Source organism: Propionibacterium sp. oral taxon 192 str. F0372 (assembly GCF_000413315.1).
GTDB lineage: Bacteria > Actinomycetota > Actinomycetes > Propionibacteriales > Propionibacteriaceae > Brooklawnia.
Genome location: NZ_KE340298.1, coordinates 270,208 through 292,717, shown reverse-complemented (window position 1 = coordinate 292,717; position 22,510 = coordinate 270,208). Strand labels below are relative to the sequence as shown.

Annotated in this window: 20 protein-coding genes and 3 rRNA genes; 22 read left to right on the top strand and 1 reads right to left on the bottom strand. The window is 60.3% G+C overall.

Annotation, left to right across the window (positions count from 1 at the left end; genetic code table 11):
• The first annotated feature begins 201 nt into the window (after positions 1-201).
• The 19 genes from HMPREF1531_RS12600 (at position 202) to HMPREF1531_RS12510 (ending at position 19,354) form a co-directional block, all read left to right on the top strand.
• Positions 202-1,721, top strand: a 16S ribosomal RNA gene (locus tag HMPREF1531_RS12600).
• A 205-nt stretch (positions 1,722-1,926) separates the two neighbouring features.
• Positions 1,927-4,991, top strand: a 23S ribosomal RNA gene (locus HMPREF1531_RS12595).
• A gap of 63 nt (positions 4,992-5,054) precedes the next feature.
• Positions 5,055-5,171: ribosomal RNA gene (rrf, locus tag HMPREF1531_RS12590) — 5S ribosomal RNA — on the top strand.
• Together the 16S, 23S and 5S rRNA genes form the textbook arrangement of a ribosomal RNA operon.
• 464 nt (positions 5,172-5,635) lie before the next feature.
• Positions 5,636-6,727 (top strand): hypothetical protein, encoded by a 1,092-nt coding sequence (locus HMPREF1531_RS13995; protein WP_016670345.1) that lies wholly within the window; start codon positions 5,636-5,638, stop codon positions 6,725-6,727.
• Positions 6,646-7,512 (top strand): tetratricopeptide repeat protein, encoded by an 867-nt coding sequence (locus HMPREF1531_RS13990; RefSeq protein WP_198011104.1) that lies wholly within the window; start codon positions 6,646-6,648, stop codon positions 7,510-7,512. Before HMPREF1531_RS13995 ends, HMPREF1531_RS13990 begins: the two co-directional genes overlap by 82 nt.
• Complete coding sequence (locus tag HMPREF1531_RS12575) at positions 7,505-8,500, top strand: HAD-IIA family hydrolase (RefSeq protein WP_232210281.1); 996 nt, start codon at positions 7,505-7,507, stop codon at positions 8,498-8,500. Before HMPREF1531_RS13990 ends, HMPREF1531_RS12575 begins: the two co-directional genes overlap by 8 nt.
• Positions 8,497-8,772, top strand: a complete 276-nt coding sequence (locus tag HMPREF1531_RS12570; protein WP_016670342.1) for a hypothetical protein — start codon at positions 8,497-8,499, stop codon at positions 8,770-8,772. The genes HMPREF1531_RS12575 and HMPREF1531_RS12570 overlap by 4 nt, the downstream gene beginning before the upstream one ends.
• Positions 8,762-9,538, top strand: a complete 777-nt coding sequence (locus HMPREF1531_RS12565) for a TlyA family RNA methyltransferase (protein WP_016670341.1) — start codon at positions 8,762-8,764, stop codon at positions 9,536-9,538. The genes HMPREF1531_RS12570 and HMPREF1531_RS12565 overlap by 11 nt, the downstream gene beginning before the upstream one ends.
• A gap of 10 nt (positions 9,539-9,548) precedes the next feature.
• Positions 9,549-10,475 (top strand): NAD kinase, encoded by a 927-nt coding sequence (locus tag HMPREF1531_RS12560; RefSeq protein WP_016670340.1) that lies wholly within the window; start codon positions 9,549-9,551, stop codon positions 10,473-10,475.
• Positions 10,465-12,156, top strand: coding sequence for a DNA repair protein RecN (gene recN, locus HMPREF1531_RS12555; RefSeq protein WP_016670339.1), 1,692 nt, complete (start codon positions 10,465-10,467; stop codon positions 12,154-12,156). The genes HMPREF1531_RS12560 and recN overlap by 11 nt, the downstream gene beginning before the upstream one ends.
• Before the next feature lie 61 nt (positions 12,157-12,217).
• Positions 12,218-13,249, top strand: a complete 1,032-nt coding sequence (gene pyrB, locus HMPREF1531_RS12550; RefSeq protein ID WP_016670338.1) for an aspartate carbamoyltransferase — start codon at positions 12,218-12,220, stop codon at positions 13,247-13,249.
• A 64-nt stretch (positions 13,250-13,313) separates the two neighbouring features.
• Positions 13,314-13,967 carry an NUDIX domain-containing protein gene (locus HMPREF1531_RS12545; RefSeq protein WP_016670337.1) on the top strand — a complete coding sequence of 218 codons (654 nt, stop codon included), beginning with the start codon at positions 13,314-13,316 and terminating at the stop codon, positions 13,965-13,967.
• A gap of 4 nt (positions 13,968-13,971) precedes the next feature.
• A complete protein-coding gene (gene xerD, locus HMPREF1531_RS12540) occupies positions 13,972-14,892 on the top strand; it encodes a site-specific tyrosine recombinase XerD (RefSeq protein ID WP_016670336.1) in 921 nt (306 codons plus the stop codon).
• An 82-nt stretch (positions 14,893-14,974) separates the two neighbouring features.
• The gene (locus HMPREF1531_RS12535) at positions 14,975-15,871 is read left to right on the top strand and encodes a ParA family protein (protein WP_016670335.1); all 897 of its coding nucleotides are present in this window, start codon (positions 14,975-14,977) and stop codon (positions 15,869-15,871) included.
• On the top strand, positions 15,856-16,155 hold the full coding sequence (locus HMPREF1531_RS12530) for a hypothetical protein (RefSeq protein WP_016670334.1): 300 nt from the start codon (positions 15,856-15,858) through the stop codon (positions 16,153-16,155). The genes HMPREF1531_RS12535 and HMPREF1531_RS12530 overlap by 16 nt, the downstream gene beginning before the upstream one ends.
• Entirely contained in the window at positions 16,152-16,970 is an 819-nt protein-coding gene (locus tag HMPREF1531_RS12525) for a segregation and condensation protein A (protein WP_016670333.1), read from the top strand. Before HMPREF1531_RS12530 ends, HMPREF1531_RS12525 begins: the two co-directional genes overlap by 4 nt.
• On the top strand, positions 16,963-17,550 hold the full coding sequence (gene scpB / locus HMPREF1531_RS12520) for an SMC-Scp complex subunit ScpB (protein WP_016670332.1): 588 nt from the start codon (positions 16,963-16,965) through the stop codon (positions 17,548-17,550). Before HMPREF1531_RS12525 ends, scpB begins: the two co-directional genes overlap by 8 nt.
• On the top strand, positions 17,543-18,274 hold the full coding sequence (locus HMPREF1531_RS12515; protein WP_016670331.1) for a pseudouridine synthase: 732 nt from the start codon (positions 17,543-17,545) through the stop codon (positions 18,272-18,274). The genes scpB and HMPREF1531_RS12515 overlap by 8 nt, the downstream gene beginning before the upstream one ends.
• Positions 18,275-18,331: 57 nt before the next feature.
• Positions 18,332-19,354: an FKBP-type peptidyl-prolyl cis-trans isomerase gene (locus HMPREF1531_RS12510; RefSeq protein ID WP_016670330.1), complete on the top strand. Its 1,023-nt coding sequence runs from the start codon at positions 18,332-18,334 to the stop codon at positions 19,352-19,354.
• Here HMPREF1531_RS12510 and gluQRS read toward each other — a convergent pair.
• Entirely contained in the window at positions 19,333-20,241 is a 909-nt protein-coding gene (gene gluQRS, locus HMPREF1531_RS12505) for a tRNA glutamyl-Q(34) synthetase GluQRS (protein WP_156860336.1), read from the bottom strand. The two genes, HMPREF1531_RS12510 and gluQRS, sit on opposite strands and share 22 nt — an antisense overlap.
• A gap of 40 nt (positions 20,242-20,281) precedes the next feature.
• Here gluQRS and HMPREF1531_RS12500 point away from each other — a divergent pair, with 40 nt between their 5' ends.
• From HMPREF1531_RS12500 to tatA, 3 genes are all read left to right on the top strand, one after another.
• Positions 20,282-21,220 carry a helix-turn-helix transcriptional regulator gene (locus HMPREF1531_RS12500; protein WP_036899504.1) on the top strand — a complete coding sequence of 313 codons (939 nt, stop codon included), beginning with the start codon at positions 20,282-20,284 and terminating at the stop codon, positions 21,218-21,220.
• On the top strand, positions 21,220-22,152 hold the full coding sequence (locus HMPREF1531_RS12495) for a helix-turn-helix transcriptional regulator (RefSeq protein ID WP_016670327.1): 933 nt from the start codon (positions 21,220-21,222) through the stop codon (positions 22,150-22,152). The genes HMPREF1531_RS12500 and HMPREF1531_RS12495 overlap by 1 nt, the downstream gene beginning before the upstream one ends.
• A 97-nt stretch (positions 22,153-22,249) precedes the next feature.
• Positions 22,250-22,510 carry a twin-arginine translocase TatA/TatE family subunit gene (tatA, locus tag HMPREF1531_RS14340; protein ID WP_016670326.1) on the top strand — a complete coding sequence of 87 codons (261 nt, stop codon included), beginning with the start codon at positions 22,250-22,252 and terminating at the stop codon, positions 22,508-22,510.

The window sequence follows — 22,510 nt, the reverse complement described above, 5'->3', positions numbered from 1 at the left end:
TGTTGGTTTGGTCGCTGGTTCTGGGGTCTTTTGTGGTTCTGGGGTTGGTGGGTGTGAATTTTGAGAACTCAACAGTGTGCTTTACAGTCATTTTTTTGGCCTTGTCGGAGGAAGGTTTTTCTTCTTTCGTTTGGGTTTCTTTGAGTGATTGATTGTCCAGTTTTCGGATTGGATTGGTCAGTGATTCGGTTCTCTGTTTTTTCGATGGAGAGTTTGATCCTGGCTCAGGACGAACGCTGGCGGCGTGCTTAACACATGCAAGTCGAACGGTAAGGCCCTTTCGGGGGTACACGAGTGGCGAACGGGTGAGTAACGCGTGAGTAACCTGCCCCTGACTTTGGGATAACGGATGGAAACGTTTGCTAATACCGGATATTCAGCTCTTGAGGCATCTTTTGGGTTGGAAAGTTTTTTCGGTTGGGGATGGGCTCGCGTCCTATCAGCTTGTTGGTGGGGTAGTGGCCTACCAAGGCGTCGACGGGTAGCCGGCCTGAGAGGGCGACCGGCCACATTGGGACTGAGATACGGCCCAGACTCCTGCGGGAGGCAGCAGTGGGGAATATTGCACAATGGACGGAAGTCTGATGCAGCAACGCCGCGTGCGGGATGACGGCCTTCGGGTTGTAAACCGCTTTCAGCCATGACGAAGCGTGAGTGACGGTAGTGGTAGAAGAAGCACCGGCTAACTACGTGCCAGCAGCCGCGGTGATACGTAGGGTGCGAGCGTTGTCCGGATTTATTGGGCGTAAAGAGCTTGTAGGCGGTTGATTGCGTCGAAAGTGCAAACTCAGGGCTTAACTCTGAGCCTGCTTTCGATACGGGTTGACTTGAGGGATGTAGGGGAGAATGGAATTCCCGGTGGAGCGGTGGAATGCGCAGATATCGGGAGGAACACCAGTGGCGAAGGCGGTTCTCTGGACATTTCCTGACGCTGAGAAGCGAAAGCGTGGGGAGCAAACAGGCTTAGATACCCTGGTAGTCCACGCTGTAAACGGTGGGTACTAGGTGTGGGTCACATTCCACGTGGTCTGTGCCGTAGCTAACGCATTAAGTACCCCGCCTGGGGAGTACGGCCGCAAGGCTAAAACTCAAAGGAATTGACGGGGCCCCGCACAAGCGGCGGAGCATGCGGATTAATTCGATGCAACGCGAAGAACCTTACCTGGGTTTGACATATGCCGGAAGCATGCAGAGATGTGTGTGCCTTTTTGGTCGGTTTACAGGTGGTGCATGGCTGTCGTCAGCTCGTGTCGTGAGATGTTGGGTTAAGTCCCGCAACGAGCGCAACCCTCGTCCAATGTTGCCAGCGCGTTATGGTGGGGACTCATTGGAGACCGCCGGGGTCAACTCGGAGGAAGGTGGGGATGACGTCAAGTCATCATGCCCCTTATGTCCAGGGCTTCACGCATGCTACAATGGCCGGTACAAAGAGTTGCGAGCCTGTGAGGGTGAGCGAATCTCATAAAGCCGGTCTCAGTTCGGATTGGGGTCTGCAACTCGACCCCATGAAGTCGGAGTCGCTAGTAATCGCAGATCAGCAACGCTGCGGTGAATACGTTCCCGGGGCTTGTACACACCGCCCGTCAAGTCATGAAAGTCGGTAACACCCGAAGCCGGTGGCCTAACCTTTGTGGGGGGAGCCGTCGAAGGTGGGACTGGTAATTAGGACTAAGTCGTAACAAGGTAGCCGTACCGGAAGGTGCGGCTGGATCACCTCCTTTCTAAGGACCATTGACTGCTGCGTGTTGTGGTGGTTTTGTGGTGTTTGTTTTGTGGAAGGCTGTGGGGCGCACTGTTGGGTTTTGAGGGTTCAGGCCGTGTGGTTTGGGTTCTTGTGGCCTTGATTTTCTGGGATGGTTGTGTCCTGGGGGGTTTTGGTTGTGGGTATGTTGAGAATTGTACAGTGGACGCGAGCATCTTTGTAGGCGACAAGCTACTAAGTGCGATCGGTGGATGCCTTGGCACCAAGAGCCGATGAAGGACGTTGTAACCTGCGATAAGCCCTGGGGAGTTGGTAAACGAGCTGTGATCCGGGGATGTCCGAATAGGGAAACCTTGAAGTTACCGGAGTTATGTCCGGCGACCTCTACCTGAATGTATAGGGTAGTTGGAGGGAACGTGGGGAAGTGAAACATCTCAGTACCCATAGGAAGAGAAAACAATAGTGATTCCGTGAGTAGTGGCGAGCGAAAGCGGATGAGGCCAAACCGTGTGTGTGTGATAACTGGCAGGTGTTGCATGTGCGGGGTTGTGGGAGCATCGTGGTCGGGCTGTTGACTGGCCGGCGAGTGGAAATGTGTGGTGAAGTTGAAGTATCTGGGAAGGTACGGCGTAGAGGGTGAGACCCCTGTAGACGTAAGCTGCGCACTCGTTGTGTGTTTTCCCAAGTAATGCGGAACTCCTGGAATTTCGCATGAATCTGGCGGGACCACCCGCTAAGCCTAAATACTACTTGGTGACCGATAGCGGATAAGTACCGTGAGGGAATGGTGAAAAGTACCCCGGGAGGGGAGTGAAATAGTACCTGAAACCGGTCGCATACAATCCGTCGGAGCCTTTTTGTGGGGTGACGGCGTGCCTTTTGAAGAATGAGCCTGCGAGTTAGTGGTGTGTGGCGAGGTTAACCCGTGTGGGGTAGCCGTAGCGAAAGCGAGTCCGAAGAGGGCGGTTGAGTCGCATGCTCTAGACCCGAAGCGGTGTGATCTATCCATGGCCAGGGTGAAGCGACGGTAAGACGTCGTGGAGGCCCGAACCGACCAGGGTTGAAAACCTGGCGGATGAGTTGTGGATAGGGGTGAAAGGCCAATCAAACACCGTGATAGCTGGTTCTCCCCGAAATGCATTTAGGTGCAGCGTTGCGTGTTTCTTGCCGGAGGTAGAGCACTGGATGGTCTAGGGGGCCTACAAGCTTACCGAAATCAGCCAAACTCCGAATGCCGGTAAGTGAGAGCGTGGCAGTGAGACTGCGGGCGATAAGGTTCGTAGTCGAGAGGGAAACAGCCCAGATCATCAGCTAAGGCCCCTAAGTGGTGACTAAGTGGAAAAGGATGTGGAGTTGCGGTGACAACCAGGAGGTTGGCTTGGAAGCAGCCATCCTTGAAAGAGTGCGTAATAGCTCACTGGTCAAGTGATTCTGCGCCGACAATTTAGCGGGGCTTAAGTTATCCGCCGAAGCTGTGGCATTCAATGTTTTGTTGGATGGGTAGGGGAGCGTCGAGTGTGTGGTGAAGCAGCTGGGTGACTGGTTGTGGAGTGCATTCGAGTGAGAATGCAGGCATGAGTAGCGAATGATGGGTGAGAAACCCGTCCGCCGAATATCCAAGGGTTCCAGGGTCAAGTTAATCTGCCCTGGGTAAGTCGGGACCTAAGGCGAGGCCGACAGGCGTAGTCGATGGACAACGGGTTGATATTCCCGTACCGGCGAAACGACGTCCGTGTTGAATCAGATGATGCTAAGCATGTGAGTTGGTTTCCTTTCCTTTCGGGGTTTGGTTTCTGGTGAGTGTGTGAACCGATTTTGTAGTAGGCAAGCTGCGGAGGGACGCATGAAGGTAGCTGTACCCGGTGATGGTTTCCGGGGGTAAGCGTGTGGCGTGTTGGGTAGGTAAATCCGCCTGGCGTGTGCGTGAAGCGTGATGCATAGACATGTTGTGTTGAATTCAGTGATCCTATGGTGCCAAGAAAAGCTTCGTGAGCGAGTTGTGAGCCGCCCGTACCCTAAACCGACACAGGTGGATGAGTAGAGAATACTGAGGCGATCGAGAGAATCGTGGTGAAGGAACTCGGCAAAATACCCCCGTAACTTCGGGATAAGGGGGACCTGAGGGGTGAAGAGCCTTGAGGGTCGCAGAGACCACGCCCAAGCGACTGTTTACCAAAAACACAGGTCCGTGCGAAGTTGTAAGACGATGTATACGGACTGACTCCTGCCCGGTGCTGGAAGGTTAAGGGGAACTGTTAGCTTTTGCGAAGCAGTGAACTTAAGCCCCAGTAAACGGCGGTGGTAACTATAACCATCCTAAGGTAGCGAAATTCCTTGTCGGGTAAGTTCCGACCTGCACGAATGGAGTAACGATTTGGGCACTGTCTCCACCACGGACTCGGTGAAATTGCATTACGAGTAAAGATGCTCGTTACGCGCAGTAGGACGGAAAGACCCCGGGACCTTTACTATAGTTTGGTATTGGTGATCGGGACGATTTGTGTAGGATAGGTGGGAGACTGTGAAGCAGTCACGCTAGTGGTTGTGGAGTCGTCGTTGAAATACCACTCTGGTCGTTCTGGTTATCTAACTTGGGTCCATTATCTGGATCAGGGACAGTGCCTGATGGGTAGTTTGACTGGGGCGGTCGCCTCCTAAAAGGTAACGGAGGCGCCCAAAGGTTCCCTCAGCCTGGTTGGTAATCAGGTGTTGAGTGTAAATGCACAAGGGAGCTTGACTGTGAGACAGACATGTCGAGCAGGGACGAAAGTCGGGATTAGTGATCTTCTGGTGGCGTGTGGAAGCGCCAGAACTCAACGGATAAAAGGTACCCCGGGGATAACAGGCTGATCTTGCCCGAGCGCTCATAGCGACGGCATGGTTTGGCACCTCGATGTCGGCTCGTCGCATCCTGGGGCTGGAGTCGGTCCCAAGGGTTGGGCTGTTCGCCCATTAAAGCGGCACGCGAGCTGGGTTCAGAACGTCGTGAGACAGTTCGGTCCCTATCCACTGCGCGCGTAGGAATCTTGAGAAGGGCTGTCCTTAGTACGAGAGGACCGGGACGGACTAACCTCTGGTGTGCCAGTTGTTCTGCCAAGAGCACGGCTGGTTGGCTACGTTGGGAAGTGATAACCGCTGAAAGCATCTAAGTGGGAAGCACGCTTCAAGATGAGGGTTCCCTCACGTTGTGTGGTAAGGCCCCCGGTAGACCACCGGGTTGATAGGTCGGATGTGGAAGTGCAGTAATGTATGGAGCTGACCGATACTAATAGGCCGAGGGCTTGTCCTACAAAGATGTTACGCGTTCACTGTATGATTTTGAGGGTATCTGTGGTGATATTCTGAAGAGTGTTTCGGTGGCCATAGCGAGAGGGAAACACCCAGTTCCATTCCGAACCTGGTAGTTAAGCCTTTCAGCGCCGATTGTACTGCAGGGGGGACTCTGTGGGAGACTAGGACGCTGCCGGACTTTTAAGCAGTGTTCCTCTACACACGTGTGTAGAGGAACACTGCTTATTTTCTTTTGTGTATATCACCACACCCCAACCCAACACCCAGAGCCAGTAACAGCCATGATGGATCTATCGCGGACATGTCTGGAAGATGAACAGTTCGTTGTTAACTCGACTGGCATTGGTAGTCGTGTAACGATTCTGTCGCTAACTTTGGGAAAGTTGTGATGCGCTGGCCTGACGGAACACGAACACGGAAGACGGAAGGCAGTATTGCATCGGATTCGCTGCGTTCTCACGTCTGACGTAGACTGACTGCACAGCTCCATAGCGGTCGCAGTCCGTTGTCACGGACTCACGTGGTGGTGCTGTTCGCTCGAGGCCCTCGGGTGGAACGACCACGGTGAGTGGCTGCGACCTCTCGCCAACAAGATGATTGGCATTCCCATGAGCAGTTCTTACGAAGACGACCGCCCGCGGCGTGATCGTGCTCCTCGTGACGATCGCCGCGGCCCGGCTCGGCGAGATGGTTCCCGCGGCCAATGGCGAAACAACTCCGGTCAGCGGAATCAGGGTTCTTCCCGGCGCGGTGACAGTGACCGGTGGAGATTGGGTGAAGGGCCGAACAGCCGCAGGTGGGACGGGAATCCTGACCGTTCACGTCGCAATGAGGACCGTGACGATTCCTCTCGAGGCTCCTCTTGGCAGCCAAGAAGCACCAAAGACCGCGGTCAGCGTCGTCAGGAGGGTCGAGGAACTGATCGTTGGGATAGCAGAGGTGGGCGCTGGTCCGGCCGGGAGGCAGCCCGTGATGCGGGGGAGCACCGTGGATACAGCTACCGAGAGCGCGATGCTCAGCGCCGGGACAGTGATGGTCGTACCCGCGATTACTTTGGCTCCCGTCAGGATGGATGGGATGAGCCAGATCGCCGTGGAGAATGGCGTGGTCGTGATAGAGCTCAGGCAGGTGGCGCCGGTCGAGGCTCTTTCCGAGGTGGTTCCTTTGACAGGCGCCGAAGAGATGACGGCGGTCGACGGAGTCAATGGGGAAATGACCAAGAGCGGGCCGTTCGTCGTGACGGGGGGCGGGATGCCCGGGCCCGGAACAACGTGCGGGATCGTGACGACCGTCGCGGTCAGCGGGATTCCCGGGGCAGCCGTGGCGGTTGGCGAGGCGACCGTGAAACCCGCAGTAACGATCGGGGCGAGTGGCATCGCAGTGATCGCCGTGGCATTTCGCGTCCCAACCAGGGACGCGAAATATGGCGGGATGATCGTGAGCTTGACCGCGATCGTGATGACCGCCGTGGTGGATGGCGAGACAGACGCAGTGAACAGGAGCGGGACCCCGCCCCTCGTGACGATCGGCGGGGTCAGTGGCGTGATAATCGTCGTCGCTATGACCGCCGGGGTGACAAAGACGATCACGGCCGCTACGACCGCGATCGGGGCCGTCGCGTCGACGAATCGGAACGTCCATTGCCTCCCGGGTTGGAGCCCGCGGATAACGAACCCCAGCTTCCTGTCGGGTACGACGAATCTCAGCTTCCTCCGGGTGTACGCGCCGAGTTGAAGGGCGTCAACAAGCAGATGGCCACTGTCATAGGGGGGCACCTGCAAGCCGCCGGGGAACTTGTCGATATTGACCCGGATCTGGCACTGCGGCATGTGATGGTCGCTCGCCGCCTAGGCTCCAGACTGCCTGTCGTGCGCGAAATGGCGGCTGAGGTCGCCTACGCTGTCGAAGCCTTCAGCACCGCGCTCACCGAATACCGCGCACTGCACCGGATGACCGGCAATGACGATTATCTCCCGGTGATCGCTGACTGTGAACGGGCGGTCGGCAAACATCAGAATGCTCTGCGCACCCTGCGCGATGCTCAGCAGGCCCGGCTGAGTCCGGCCCAGCGGATCGAGGCGGTCCTCGTCGAAGCAGGGATTCGTGAAGATCTGGGACAGCGTCCCGAGGCGGCACGACTGCTCAAGCAGGCCATTGGAGCCAACCAGGGAGGTCATCAAGAACAGGCACGCTTGCGGGTGGCGTACGCGAATCTGCTGGCGAGCAATGGTCAGGTGGAGCAGGCCCTCGAATGGCTCGCGTCGGCCAGGAAGCACGACCGGAATGATGTCCTCGGGGTCGACGCTCTCATCGCAGTGCTCCGTGGGGAGGAGATCGAACCCGAATCGGATGAGTTCGAAATCATGGATGTGGAGGAATACCATCCGGACCCCGGTGAAGACTCCGATGGCGATCTACTGCCCGAGGACGCCATCACGACCCATGGCGCGCAGGATCTCGACGAGAACTCAGTCACCGAAGATCCGGAGACGGAGATGGGCGATGAGAAAGGTGAATAACCGTATCATCGACCTCCACGATGCAGTCCTCCTCGACCTTGACGGGGTCGTCTACCTCGGTCCGCAGGCAGTCGGGGGCGCCCCCGAATCCCTGGACGCAGCCCGTCGCAAAGGAATTCAGATCGCTTTCGTAACGAATAACGCGGCCCGTCGCCCCAGTGCGGTTGCCGACCATCTGCGCTCACTAGGCATCACCTGCCAGGAAATGGACGTTGTCACCAGCGCCCAGGCGATCACGGCCCTGATGGCCAGGCAGCTTGCGAAGGGGTCGAAGGTGCTTGTGTGCGGAACTGATGCCTTGGCCGAGGAGGCCACCAAGGTGGGGTTCACCATCGTCGAATCCTTCACTGATGAACCCGTTGCCGTTGTCCAGGGCTACAGCCCCAGCATCAACTGGCAGCGTTTCGACGAGGCGGCCCACGCGATCCAACGCGGAGCCGTCTGGTACATGTCGAACACCGACCCCAACCGACCGACCAATTTGGGCATGGTGCCGGGTGCCGGTGCCCAGATGGCCGTCGTTGCAGCCGCAGTCGATGCCAAACCGGTCATTGCCGGAAAACCTTTCCCGCCGCTGCTGGAGGCCACCGTGGAGCGCGTGGGCTGTCAGGCACCCATCTTCATTGGTGATCGGCTCGACACCGACATCGAGGGGGCTAACAACGTTTCGATGGCCTCGATGCTGGTATTTACCGGGGCCCACGGAAAGTACGACCTGGTGTCTGCTCCGGTGCACCAGCGTCCCACAACCATTGGTTTTGATCTCATGTCCCTGTCCCAGCCCATCCGCAGGGCGAATACGACAGATACGGGCTGGACTTGTGGTGCGGCCATCGCCCGCATCGTCGGTGGAAAGATTGAGGTATCTGGCGTGGAAGACGGCGTAGATGCCCAGTTGGATGTCTTGTGGGCTCTCGCCAATCTGTGCTGGGCACACCCGGAGCTTGATCCGAGTGCGGCCCTTGAGGAACTGGACATGGTGCCGTGAGCGAGCAGAATATCCCGGATGAACAGACTGCGGTGACTGAACAAAACGTCACGGAGAAACAAAGCCTCATGGATGGTCAGCTTGCCCCACCCCCGGTGACCGGGAACCCCGCAGTCGACGAAGCCTTGGCCGCAGCAGTTGCGCCGGATGCAGGACCTGCTGGAATGCTTACCAGACTGACCGGTGTTCACGAACGACTCGCGAAGGTCTTGGAGACCTCACGCGAAGATGTCCAGGCCCCGATCCCGGGCATCTCCGCCGATGAGGGCTGAGGAGGTTCCCATCCCCGGCGGGCGGCTGGACGCGGTGCTTGTCAAGGTGGGGCTGGCCCGGTCCAGATCCCAAGCTGCTGAGTTGATTCATTCCGGGAAGGTCAGCCTTGATGGACGGGTTGTGAATCGCGGATCCCACCGGTGCAGGCCGGGGGCGGTCATGGAGGTCGAAACGGATCCCTGGGTGTCGCGGGCCGCTCACAAATTGATCGGTGCACTCGACCAGTCGGGTATCAAGGTGGGGTCCCGGGCGCTCGACGCGGGGGCCTCCACTGGAGGATTCACCCAGGTGTTGCTGAGTCGCGGAGCCGACCGGGTCTACGCGGTCGACGTCGGGCACGCCCAGCTGGCGCAGGTGGTGCGCGAGGACCCGCGAGTGGTTGTGCGGGAGGGGCTCAACCTGCGTGACCTTACCTTGGAGATGCTTGAAGATGAAGCCGTGGACATGGTGGTGGCTGATGTCTCCTTCATCTCTCTGCGCATCTTGCTGGCCCCGATGCTGGCCGTGCTGGTACCAGAGGGGGTGGCCCTGCTCATGGTCAAACCCCAGTTTGAGGTTGGGCGGCAGCGCCTGGACGCCCAGGGAGTGGTTCGCGACCCAGCCGACCGGGCTGATGCCGTAGCTGGGGTCCTGACCGAAGCCCGGCGCTTGGGATGGGAGCCGTTTTGGCAAGCGGATTCAACTCTTCCCGGGCCATCGGGGAATGTCGAGCACTTCGTCGGCTTGCGTCGAGACCAGATGTGGGCCCCGCAAACCAGCAAGTAGGCTTTCCGGGGTGAGCGATGAACGACAAGTGGGCATCGTGCTGCACACGGGACGGGCTGAGGCTCTCACCGTGGCGGTGCAGTTCGTGCGGGGGATGATTACCAACGGCATTGGATGCCATGTGATCGGTGACCGGGCAGATGAGTTGTCTGCTGCCATGGGCCCGGAGACATCAATCGGCCGGGTCGATGCCACCGAACTCGCCACCTTGGGCATCGAACTCGTTGTCGTCTTCGGTGGCGACGGAACAATCCTGTACGCCGCGGAGGCGGTTTTGCCGTTCGGTATCCCGTTGCTCGGAGTGAACCTCGGCCATGTTGGTTTCCTCGCCGAACTCGAGTCCCATGATGTCGACAAGCTCGTCGATGAGGTGGTCGGTCGTTCCTACCAAGTGGAGCAGCGGCTGACCACGTCTGTGCAGGTGCATGATGCCAGCGGTGTGGTTGTGTGGGAATCATTTGCGATCAACGAAGTCTCCATCGAGAAGGCGGCCCGGGAGAAGATGCTCGACGTCTTGGTAGAGCTCGACCGCCGACCGGTGTCACGGTGGGGATGCGACGGCATGATCGTAGCCACACCTACTGGATCCACCGCCTACGCCTTCTCCGTCGGTGGTCCGGTCATCTGGCCCGACGTGCAGGCGATGCTCGTAGTACCCATGGCTGCCCATGCTCTGTTCGCCCGCCCGATGGTTGTCAACCCCACATGTGTTGTCGACATCACGATCACCGATGACCTGGCGGCTCAAGCGATAGCCTGGTGCGACGGTCGCCGTTCAGTCGACTTGGGGCCTGGATCCCGGATTCGCGTTGAACGCGGCCCACGCTCGCTGCTCATGGCACGGCTGGGTGAACAGCCCTTCACTTCCCGGTTGGTCAAGAAATTCGATCTGCGCATCGACGGGTTCCGTGGGGTGTCACGTTCAGATGCTCACTGAACTGCACATCCGTGATCTTGGCGTCATCGCCGATGCAATGATCGAACCAGACCCCGGGATGACCGTCATCACCGGAGAGACCGGAGCGGGTAAGACGATGATTGTTTCCGGTATCGGCATGTTGCTTGGACAACGTGGCGACGCAGCGGTGGTACGCAGTGGCTGCGACCGGGCCTTGGTGGAGGGCCGGTTTACCGGTACTGCCCGCATTGCGCAGACCATCGCCGAGATCGGGGGAGAGATCGACGAGGGCGAACTGATCGTGGCCCGCCAGATCTCCTCGAAGGGGCGCTCCCGGGCCGCCGTCGGGGGAGCCCAGACGCCGCTGGCGCGGCTGGTCGAGGTCACCGGAGAACTTGTGACGATTCATGGGCAGTCTGAACAAGTCCGGCTCGGCTCTCCCGCACGTCAACGGGAGGTGTTGGATCTCGCAGGAGGCGAGCAACTCGCCACCGTGCTCGAAACCCATCGCAGTCTTTTCATGCGACGTGCCCGCCTCATCGCCCAGCGTGATGACTTGGTGAACAATGCCCGGGCCCGCGCACAACGTGCCGACATGCTGCGTTTCGGGCTCGACGAGATCGAAGCCATCGACCCACAGATCGGTGAGGACGAAGCCCTCGGTGCAGAGGCTGCCCGGCTACAAGAGGTCGATGAACTGCGGCTACTCGCTTCGCAGGCAGCCCGGGCTCTCACCGGGGCCGATGACGGTGACCCTGATGAGCCCGGGGCGATGGGCTTGGTAGGTGTGGCCCGCAAGGCCATCGAACAGATCGCTCACCTTGACGAAACGCAGCCGGAGTTCGCGGTTCTCGCCCAGGACGTTCTGCAACAGGTGAATGATCTCGCACTGCGGGCCGTCGAGTATCGCGATGGATTGGAGGCAGATCCCATCCGCCTTGAGGCCGTGATGGAGCGCCGGGCGCGGTTGGCTGGTTTGTTTCGCAAATACGGAGCGACTATCGCCGAAGTACTCACTTGGGCCGAGCAGGCACGCACAGAACTCGACGGCCTCACCGACGACGACGCTCGTCTTGCTGAAATCGACGAGCAGATTGGCAGGCTCGGGGAACAACTGGCCTCGGCGGGGGCAGAGTTGACTGGGTTGCGCAAACAAGCCGCCGACCGGCTGACCGCCCGGGTTCAGGAGGAATTGGCCGCGCTTGCCATGCCCCACGCCAGACTCGAATTCAGTCTCGAACCCACCGAAGAACCAACTGCATGGGGGATGGAGCAGGTTCACCTCTTATTCGCTGCCAACCCCGGATCCCAGATGCAACCCTTGGCGAAGGTCGCTTCCGGCGGTGAGCTGTCTCGGGTCCGCTTGGCCCTTGAGGTGGTCCTCGCCGCTGGTGATCCCGGGCACGTCTTCGTCTTTGACGAGGTGGATGCCGGGGTCGGAGGCGAAGTCGGGGTGGAAATCGGACGGCGACTGGCCGCCTTGGCCCACAACTCGCAGGTGATCGTGGTGACTCACTTGGCGCAGGTCGCAGCCTTCGCCGGAACTCACTGGGTGGTTGCCAAGTCGTCCACCGGCCAGGTCACCACTTCTGACTTGCGTTGCCTAGACGAGGCAGGCCGGGAAGCCGAACTCGCCCGGATGATGGGTGGGCTGGTAGACAGTGCATCCGGCTTGCAGCACGCCAGAGACCTGCTCACGATGGCAGCTGCGGATCGGTGAGGCAGGCGCCCGTGCTGAGTGGAGTAGGATTCCTCTCGCGACGTTGGTGTGAGGAGCAATGATGAGTGATCTGCCAGCCTTCGGTCCCGGACGTCATCTGCTGAGTGTCCAGCAGTTCGATACCTCGTCCCTGAGGTCGTTCTTCGATCTCACCGATGCAGTCAGGCCCATCGCCGAGAGACACTCGATCTGCACTGTGCTAGACGGGGCTATTCTCGGCTCTCTGTTCTTCGAGCCCTCCACACGCACCCGGCTATCCTTTGAATCGGCCTTCCTACGGTTGGGTGGCGAGGTGACCTCCACCACCGGGTTCTCCTTCTCCTCCATGGCCAAGGGGGAATCATTACACGACACAGCCAGGGTGGTCTCCGGCTACTCCGATGTGCTGGTGATGCGCCACCCCGACGAGGGATCGGTCTCCGAATTCGCCGCGGCATCGCTAGTGCCCGTGATCAATGCCGGTGATGGCACTGGAGAGCATCCCTCCCAAGCGCTCCTCGACGTCTACACGCTGCGTCATGAGCTGGACACCCGGGGCCGCACCGTTGATGGTTCCACGGTGGCCATCATTGGTGACCTGAAATACGGCCGAACTGTGCACTCCCTAATGAAGTTGCTGTCCCTGGCAGCTACTGGGATCACCTTCAAGGTGTACTCCCCGCCCTCATTGGAACTGCCTATCGAGGTGGCCGACTACGCCCAGGCCCGCGGTCATGCGGTGCATGTCGTCAATGATGTCATTGAGGCAGTCAGCGGTTCCGATGCGGTCTATGCCACCCGTGTCCAGCGGGAACGCATCACCGAAGAGGTCTTGGCCAACGCGAATGTCAGAGGAAACCTGCTTAATAAGGAGATCCTGGCCCGGGCAGGAGCCACCGGGATCATCATCATGCATCCCTTGCCCAGGGATTCGCGCAAGAACTCCTTCGATCTGTCCGACGACGTTGATGACCTTCCCGGGTTGTCTATCTTCCACCAGACCGACAACGGGCTGATGATCCGCATGGCCATCTTCCTCACCACTCTGGGCTGTTCCATCGGGCAGGTCCAAGCCTGCATGAAACAACGGCCCTGGGACGCAACCCTGCGTTGAACCCGAACCTGTCGCTCATGCCGGTGGGCGGCGATTCGTTAAGCACAACACGACAGGAGGACAATTGAACGACCATCTCGTCGATCGCCGGGAAGCCTGGTCCGTCGTCTCGCGACGGGTGAAGGCAACTGGACGGGTTCAGAATTATGTAGAGGATGTGGTCACCCGACCTGACGGCGGCACCATGACCCGCCAATGGGTGACTCATACCGGGGCGGTCGCGGTCATCGCCATGGATGACCGGGGGCGCATCGCAGTCGTCCACCAGTACCGTCACCCGGTTGCGTACCGGCTCGTCGAGCCGCCCGCGGGCATTCTCGACGTTGATGACGAACCGGCTATTGAGGCCGCTCGCCGGGAGCTGGCAGAGGAAGCGCAGCTTGCCGCCGATCGTTGGGAAACCCTGGTCGACGTGTTCACATCCCCGGGTGGCATGCAGGAATCCATCAGGATCTTCCTGGCACGGGATCTGCATCCGGTGCCACGCCCCGACGGATTCGCCATCGCTGACGAGGAAATCGACATGGGGCTGTACTGGATGGATCTTGACGAGATCGTCGAGAAGATCTACGCGGGCCAGATTCAGTCCCCGACACTGATTGACGGGGTATTGGCCCTCAAACTCGCCATGGTGAGCGGCCGTCTTGATTCGTTGCGCCCTGCGGATGCCCCGTGGGATGCGCGCCGGGCAAAACAGGACCGGGACACGGAGGTATAACCCGGTGCCCGTCGGGGAACTGATCAACCAGTACCTGGACCATCTACGGGTGGAACGCGGGCTGTCCGGCAATACTATCGCCGCCTACCGCCGTGATCTACGCCGCTACGTCGAATACCTGGATCGCATTGAGATTACAGATCTTGCCGAGATCACAGCCTCCGATGTCGTGGCCCACCAAGCCGAATTGATGTCCGAGGGACTGGCGGTGGCCTCGGTGGCCCGCAGCATCGTCGCCGTGCGTTCCTTCCATGAATTTGCGCTGGCCGAAGGGGTGGTGATGACAAACGTTGCGGCTGATGTGCATCCGCCGAAACCCGGTAAGAGGTTACCGAAGGCCTTGTCAGTGGCGGATATTCAGCAACTTCTCGACGGGATCGACACCAGCGGGCCGATCGGGCTGCGTGACCGAGCCCTGCTGGAATTGCTCTACGGAACCGGTGCCCGGGTCTCGGAGATCGTGGGGCTTGATGTCGATGACCTCACCCGGGTGCTGCCTGATCCGCAACTGGGATTGCGCCTGTTAGGCAAGGGATCCAAAGAACGCGTGGTGCCAGTAGGCAGTTTTGCCCGCTCCGCCGTCGATGCTTGGTTGGTGCGGGGTCGTCCAGCAATGCTGGCAAATGCCAAGCATTCCTGCGTAGCCCTGTTCATCAACAGCAGGGGCATGCGGCTCTCCCGGCAATCGGTGTGGGCTGTGCTGCGTGACCGGGCCCGTTCGGCAGGAATCACCCAGAAGATCTTTCCGCATAGCCTGCGACACTCCTTCGCCACCCATCTGCTTGACGGAGGAGCAGACGTGCGAGTGGTCCAAGAACTACTCGGGCACGCATCGGTGACCACCACTCAGATCTATACCCAGGTCACCGCCGAGCATCTACGCGAGGTCTACGTCAGTTCCCATCCGCGGGCTCGACGAAGTTGACCCTCCGGAATGGGATGGTGATTTGTCGACTATTATCATTGCCACAGCGGGTCACCACCGACCCCCACCCGAGGAGCAGACGATGAGCCAGTCCCGTGAGAAGTCCGAGTTGGGCCTTTTTGACCTGGAAGCGCCCGGCATCGGCCCCACCGGACGACCCTTGCCACATATTCCGGAGGTAACTCCACCTGCGCCGGGTCCCAAGAGAGCACAGATCGTCGCGATGACCAACCAGAAGGGAGGGGTCGGCAAAACGACCACCACCATCAACCTGGGTGCGGCCTTGGTTGAGACTGGCCGCAAGGTGTTGCTGGTGGATTTCGACCCGCAAGGATCGCTGTCCGTCGGGTTGGGGGTCAACCCGCACACGCTGGAGCGCTCTATCTACAACCTGCTGTTGTCCAAGGATTACACCTTTGACGATGTGGTCCTCGACACCGTCGTGGACGGCCTGGACCTGCTGCCCGCCAATATCGACCTGTCGGCGGCCGAGGTTCAGTTGGTCAGTGAGGTCGCCCGCGAACTCACCCTCAAACGGGTGCTGGAACCTGTCCGTGACCGCTACGATTACATCCTTATCGACTGCGCGCCATCTCTCGGGTTGCTCACAGTCAACGCGCTGACCGCCGCCGATGGGGTCCTCATACCCTTGGAATGCGAGTTCTTCGCGCTGCGGGGAGTGGCTCTGCTGACCGACACCATCGCCAAGGTCACCGACCGACTCAACGCAGATCTGCAAATGATCGGCATCCTCGCCACAATGTTCGATTCCCGCACTCTGCACTCCCGGGAGGTCCTCGATCGGGTGGTCGAGGCGTTCGGAGACAAGGTCTTCCACACCGTCATCCGCCGCACGGTTAAATTCCCAGAGACCACTGTCGCAGGAGAACCGATCACCTCCTATGCAACATCTTCTGCCGGAGCCCAGGCCTACCGGGATCTGGCCAGGGAGGTGGTTAACCGATGCCGCGCCGTGTGAACCTGCCGGGCGCCGACGAATTGTTTCGGGCCCGCCGCGCCGCGCCGCCGGAAGAAGACGACAGGTCTTCAGGCCCGACCGGGCGGGTGCGTCACGACGAGAAGATTACCGTCTATGTCAGCACCCAGGAACTGCTCGAACTGGAGCAGGCCCGGCTTTCCCTTCGTGCACAGGGACTGTCTGCCGACCGGGGGCGGTTGGTTCGTGAGGCGATCGACATGATGCTCGCCGATCTGCGCGCCAAAGGGCCCAGTTCTTCGATCGTTGCTCGCCTCGGGTCGTGACCAGCCCCACCATCGGCCCGTCGGCCAGTTTCGTGTTGCGTCTCGACAATTTCGAAGGTCCCTTCGACCTCCTCCTCCAACTGATCAATAGGCGTCAGCTGGACATCACCCACGTTGCGTTGTCGCAGGTCACCGACGAATTCATCGCTCACGTGAAGGCCGGTGGACAGGTCTGGGACCTGGACCAGACATCCGGTTTCCTACTCGTCGCAGCAACCCTGCTGGATCTCAAGGCGGCCAGGTTGTTGCCTGGGACCGATGTTGAGGATCCGGAGGATTTGGCCGTCCTGGAGGCCCGAGATCTGTTGTTCGCCCGGCTGATGCAGTACCGGGCCTTCAAGCAGGCTTCGGGCTGGTTCGCCGCGGCAATGGAGGATGCTCGCCTCGTGCGAGGTCGCCCCGGAGGGCTCGAACCTCAGTTTAAGGGGCTGTTGCCGAAGGTGGTGATTCCTGGTGGGGCACAACGGTTGCACAAAATAGCGGTCAAGGTCTTCACCGTTGCCGAGCCCCCTACCATGCCTTTGGAACAACTGCACCTGCCGCAGGTGTCGGTCGCCCAGCAGGCGCAGAGGGTGGCAGCGGTGCTACGGGTACGGGGCCGGGCCACTTTCGTGGAACTGGTGCGGGGGGTGGACAGGCTCACGACGGTTGCTCGCTTTTTGGCGCTGCTGGAGATGTACCGCAACCACCAAGTGGGTTTCGAGCAAGAAACTCCACTGGGCACCCTGGAGGTTATCTGGACCGGGGGCGATGCGGTGGTGGAAATCTCGGACGAATTCGACGGAAATGAACAACAGGAGACCGACGATGGCTGAGACCCCTGTCCATCCCGACTTGGAGGCGCTGCTGCTGCTGGCAACCGAGCCGGTCCCGGTGGCTGCGTTGGCCGGGGCCGTGGGACGGACCGTGCAGGAAGTAAGCGGTGAACTACATGCTCTTGCCGATCACTACACGACGACGCACCGGGGCTTCCAACTACGCGAGGTGGCCGGTGGCTGGCAATTCGCCACCAGACCTGATGAAGCCGAACTCATCTCGGATTGGGTGGTGACCGGCCAGCAGAACCGACTCAGCCAAGCGGGGATGGAGACTTTAGCGGTGATCGCCTATCTCCAACCGGTAGCCCGGTCGCGGGTGTCGGCGGTGCGCGGGGTGAATGCCGACGGAGTGGTGCGTACCCTGATGTCACGGGGGTTGGTCGCCGAGGCGGGCTCGGAGGAGTCAACTGGTGCCGGACTGCTGGTAACCACTGATCTGTTCATGGAAACCTTGGGCATCGCAGGCTTGGATGAACTGCCACCGATCGCGCCGTTGCTGCCCGACGCGGGTGATCTGGAGGCCGAACTGGCCCAACTGGCGATCATTCCGGACGAAGTGGAGGACACCAATGAGTGACAACGAGGGAATCCGACTGCAAAAGGTACTGGCCCAAGCCGGCGTGGCGAGCCGTCGGGCTGCGGAGGAGATGATTGCCGATGGGCGGGTCGAGGTGAACGGCCAGGTCGTCGTCGAGATGGGTACCCGGGTCGATCCACAACGAGACACCATCCGGGTCGATGGATCCCGCATCCCTGCACCTCGTCGGCATCTGTACCTGGTGCTCAACAAGCCCAAGGGAGTGGTGTCGACGATGAGTGATCCTGAGGGACGCCGCGCCCTAGACGAATACGTGCCAGCCCACCAGCGGCTTTACCACGTCGGCCGATTGGACACCGACACTGAGGGGTTGCTGCTGATGACCAACGATGGCGATCTGGCCAACAAGTTGATGCACCCCTCCCGCGAGGTTCCCAAAACCTATATCGCTGAGGTTGAAGGGTTGCTCGACAACCACACTCTCAAACGCCTCACCAAAGGCCTCAATCTCAGTGATGGATGGGTCAAGCCGGACAAGGTGAAGTTGATGACTCGCGGGGAGTCGCGTTCCATGGTCCGGGTCACCCTGCATGAGGGGCGCAACAGGATCGTGCGGCGGATGTTCGATGCCGTGGGTCACCCGGTTCGTAGGCTGTCCCGGATCGCGGTCGGTCCGGTGCGACTCGGGCGTCTGCAAGTCGGGCAGACCAGGGAACTGACTCGTGAGGAGCTAGGAGCCCTACTCGACATCGTCGATTCCTGAATCGACGGCCCGCACACCGGTGAAGGCGCAGGGTGATGATTCGGGTAGTCTGCACTGGTGCACATCTTCGGTGAATCGCGTCCTGCAGTCACGAAAGCGGCCTTCCTGGGCAGCCTGATGGCCTTGACCTTGGTGTTGGGGGCCTGCGGTGGTGAATCGGGTGGGGATTCCTCCCCGTCCGTATCGCCAGCGGCGTCGACGGATACCTCTGCGACGGCCAGCCCAGAGGTATCCCCGGCTTCGTTGGCCGACTTGGCTGGGATTGAGGTCAGCGCCGACACTGCGGCGGCTCCCACGATCAATGCGCCCTACCCGTTTACAGTATCCGAGACCTTGGTGCGCACTGTTGTGGAGGGCAGTGGCGCCGAGGTCACCGGGGACAACACGCTGGTCTCGGTCCAGTACGCGGGGATCAATGCGACCACCGGCGAGGAATTCGACTCCTCTTGGGCGCGCGGCGGTCAGCCCGTCACTTTCCCGCTGAACGGCGTGGTTGCTGGTTTCTCCAAGGCGATCAAGGGCCAGAAGGTCGGATCTCGGATCGTGACCGCCATCACCCCCGCCGATGGCTACGGGCCCAACGGCAATTCAAATGCGGGCATCGGTGGCTCCGACGTGCTGCTGTTCGCCATCGACATCGTGGATGTCCAACTGTCTGGTCCCTCCGGTGAAACCGTCACTCCTGCTGAAGGTCTGCCAGTGGTCACCGAGAATAACGGGGTACCCACCATCGCCACCGCAGGGGTTCCCGAGCCGACCTCTGTCGTGGTGCAGCCGCTGGTCAAGGGATCCGGTACCGTCGTGCCCCAGAATGCCTCGGTGCGTTCGAAGGCAGTCTGCGTCACCTGGGATGGCACTGAGTTCTACAACGACTACGCCAGCAGCGGCACCGATGACAATGGCAAGGGAACCCATGCAGCGCTGTGGCAGGCCTTGCAGGGTCAGCAGGTGGGGTCACGGCTGCTGGTCACTGTACCCGGTGACCAAGCCTTCCCTGCCGGGAACCCGAATCCATCCATCGCGCCGAACAGCGCAATGGCCTGCGTCATCGACATCCTCTACGTCCAAGCCGCGAGCTGATCGGTCCGCACGATCCATGGTTGCCACATCCGTGGGGATGACCACCAGCAACCGGGAAGGACCTCCAGCAACTCCTGGGGGCTGCTGCATCGTGGTAGCCCTGCCGATTCGCACAAGACCCCGACGATTGTGGCCGGGCTTGCGCCGAGAGCCGTCAGCTCGGCGAGGGTGACTGCTTTGTCGCGTTTCGCTAGTCGTACCCCGTCGGAGTTCACCGCCAGCGAGACATGAACGTAGCCGGGTACCGGGAAACCCAACCGATGGGCCAGCCAGCCCTGGCGCGGCGCTGATTCGAGCAGGTCATCACCGCGGCAGACCTGGGTAACCCGCTGCAGACCGTCATCCACTACGCATGCCAAGTTATAGGCGGGGGTCCCGTCGGCCCGGAACAAGACGAAGTCATCCACGACGGCACTCACCTCGCCCGCATGCAGATCGTGCACGGTAGCCATTGCATTCCCGGCGCGTACCCTGGTTGCTGGGCGCCTCATCTCGGCGAGACGTGAGCGTTGGATGCTTGACAGATTGGCACAGGTTCCCGGATAGGGACGCAGCTGTGAGTGTGGTGCCTGGGAGGCTGCCGCGATCTCCTTGCGGGTGCAAAAACATGGATAGACGTCCAATCCCTTAACCGCATGCCGGTACAGCTCCAGCCTCTCGGATTGGTGCACCACAGGCGGATCCCAGTCAATGCCCAAGGTCTCCAGATCGGTCAACTGGTCGCGCGCGGTACCCGCTGCTGCCTGGACCCGCTGCTGGTCGAGGTCCTCGATACGTACCAAGAAGTTCTCGCCACCCCATCGGGCGAACAGCCAGGCCAACAGGGCGGTGCGCAGATTGCCGAGATGCAGTTGGGAGGTCGGGGAAGGAGCAAAACGACCGGTCATGCAGGCACAGTAGCCGCAACCGGTCGCTAGCATGGGCGCCATGGCTGCCCGGAAATCGGAGAGACTGATCAATCTGACCATCCTGCTCCTGGGCTCCCGGCGGTTTATCTCCCGGGAACGGATCAGACACGTGATCGAGGGCTACCGGAATCTAGGCGACAAGACCTTCGAGCGGATGTTCGAGCGTGACAAGGATGAATTGCGGGCTCTAGGAGTGCCGATTGCCGTCGGTGAGGATGCGGAATCCGAGGAGGTCGGTTACCGCATCGAACGCAAGGTCTTTGAGTTGCCACCGGTCGAGTTCACCCCTGCCGAATGCACGGCCCTGGGGCTGGCAGCCACCGTGTGGCAACAGGCCACGGCTGCCGACGACACCATGACCGCCCTTGCCAAATTGCGGGCCGGGGGAGTGGACTTCACTGAACAACCGCAACAGGTTCTTGCCCCCAGGATCACCGCCACCGAGGAAGCCTTCGAGCCATTGCGTCATGCTGTCGTCGACCGGCGCGTCGTGCGCTTTGAATACCGGGGCAAGACCCTGCGTAACGTGCAACCGTGGCGTTTGGCCTGGCGTTCCAATTCTTGGTACCTGATCGGTCACGACCTGGATCGTGCCCAGCCACGGGTGTTCAAATTGGCCCGCATCACTTCTGCGGTGGAGGAGATTGGCAGAAGCGATGCTTTCGATATCCCCGACGCCCCGGAAACAGCGGTGGGAGTTGTTGACCTGCTTGACACCGACACTGGGTCCGCCGAGGTCACGGTGGCGCTCAGGGTCGGGCGTGCGCCCATGATGCGGCGTCGTGGGGAGCCTATCGATGCGCAGGTGCCGGAAGGGTTTGACGCTTACCGGCTCCAGATCAACCCGGAACGGGACCTTGGTGAGCTCATCGCTCACGGCCCCGACCTCATCGTTGTAGACCCGCCCGAGCTTCGCGCTCGGATCATCGACCACTTCCGCCGGATCGTGGAGGAGTGATGACCACTTCGAAACAACAGGTCTCCCGGCTGCTTGCCATGGTGCCCTATCTTCAGGCTCATCCTGGAGTCGGTATCGAGGAGGTTGCGCGGATCTTTGGGATCACCGCCAAGCAGGTTCTGGCGGATCTCCAAGTGCTGTGGATGTGTGGGACCCCCGGTGGCCTGCCCGATGACCTGATCGAGATCGACATGGATTCTGTCAAAAGTGATGGGGTCATCCACCTGGCCAATGCCGACTACCTGCCCCGTCCCCTGCGTTTCGTGCGCGATGAGGCGATGTCGCTGGTGGTTGCCCTGCAGACCATCGCCGAGACGGCCAGTGGGGAGCTTGCCGAGGCTGCCCGAAGTGCAGCCGACAAGTTGCGAGCCATCGGCGCCGAAGCCCCGGTCCTAGTTGCCGTGCGCAGCGGAGACCCGCAGGTACGTGACCGGTTGACGACCGCGATCAATGCTGGGAAAGCGGTTCGGCTCACCTACGACGGAGCAGCCCGCTCGACCACCACCCATCCGGTGGTGGATCCGGGATTGGTGGTGCTGAAGGATTCTGTGGCTTACTTGCATGGCTGGTCCCACGAGCGAAGGGCTTGGCGCATCTACCGGCTCGATCGGATTGCTGAGGTGGAAATTCTCAGCCAACAGGTGACCTATGAATCGCTGCCTGCACTGGGAACCGGGTGGTTCGACGAGATTCCCGAGGAAGTGCTCCTGCACCTTGCCCCCGAGGCATCGTGGATCCCCGAGTACCATCCGGTGCGTGAGGTCCGTACCTATGATGATGGATCGCTCACCGTGCGCCTGGCTGTCGCAGATCCAGGATGGCTTGATGCGCTGCTGTTGAGGCTGGGAGATCTGGTACTCGCGGTCACCCCATCTGGTGCTCGCTCCAGGGCTAATGAATTGGCCCGGGAAGCCCTTGGCTACTACGGCTGAGCGATTTCCCCGAAGGGAAACCGCTGTTCGTGACCAGCCATGACACGCATATACCATTGGAAAGGCCGGAACCATCGGCATTCGGAAGGAAGACATAATGCCCAGCGTCGGATGGCCTGAACTGATCATCATCCTCGTCATCGCCCTGCTGCTCTTCGGCACCACCCGCCTCGCCGGTCTCGGCAAGGCTTCGGGCCGTGCTATCCGGGAGTTCAAGGAGGAAACCAAAGCGATCAAGGAAGAAGAGGCGTCTGCTGCTCCCCAGATCACTCCCACCTCCACCGCAGAGGCTGCGCAGCAGGCCACCGGTGAGGTTCACGAGGCCGAGATCGCCGAGCCGAACCATCCCCAGAACTGA

What these genes read in the sequence shown, in the direction of transcription:
- HMPREF1531_RS12515 (WP_016670331.1), top strand. Translation starts at nt 17,543, where the DNA reads ATGAGTGACAACGAGGGAATCCGACTGCAAAAGGTACTGGCCCAAGCC.
- scpB (WP_016670332.1), top strand. Translation starts at nt 16,963, where the DNA reads ATGGCTGAGACCCCTGTCCATCCCGACTTGGAGGCGCTGCTGCTGCTG.
- pyrB (WP_016670338.1), top strand. Translation starts at nt 12,218, where the DNA reads ATGAGTGATCTGCCAGCCTTCGGTCCCGGACGTCATCTGCTGAGTGTC.
- HMPREF1531_RS12495 (WP_016670327.1), top strand. Translation starts at nt 21,220, where the DNA reads ATGACCACTTCGAAACAACAGGTCTCCCGGCTGCTTGCCATGGTGCCC.
- tatA (WP_016670326.1), top strand. Translation starts at nt 22,250, where the DNA reads ATGCCCAGCGTCGGATGGCCTGAACTGATCATCATCCTCGTCATCGCC.
- recN (WP_016670339.1), top strand. Translation starts at nt 10,465, where the DNA reads ATGCTCACTGAACTGCACATCCGTGATCTTGGCGTCATCGCCGATGCA.
- HMPREF1531_RS12565 (WP_016670341.1), top strand. Translation starts at nt 8,762, where the DNA reads ATGAGGGCTGAGGAGGTTCCCATCCCCGGCGGGCGGCTGGACGCGGTG.
- gluQRS (WP_156860336.1), bottom strand. Translation starts at nt 20,241, where the DNA reads ATGACCGGTCGTTTTGCTCCTTCCCCGACCTCCCAACTGCATCTCGGC.
- HMPREF1531_RS12500 (WP_036899504.1), top strand. Translation starts at nt 20,282, where the DNA reads ATGGCTGCCCGGAAATCGGAGAGACTGATCAATCTGACCATCCTGCTC.
- HMPREF1531_RS12535 (WP_016670335.1), top strand. Translation starts at nt 14,975, where the DNA reads ATGAGCCAGTCCCGTGAGAAGTCCGAGTTGGGCCTTTTTGACCTGGAA.
- HMPREF1531_RS12530 (WP_016670334.1), top strand. Translation starts at nt 15,856, where the DNA reads ATGCCGCGCCGTGTGAACCTGCCGGGCGCCGACGAATTGTTTCGGGCC.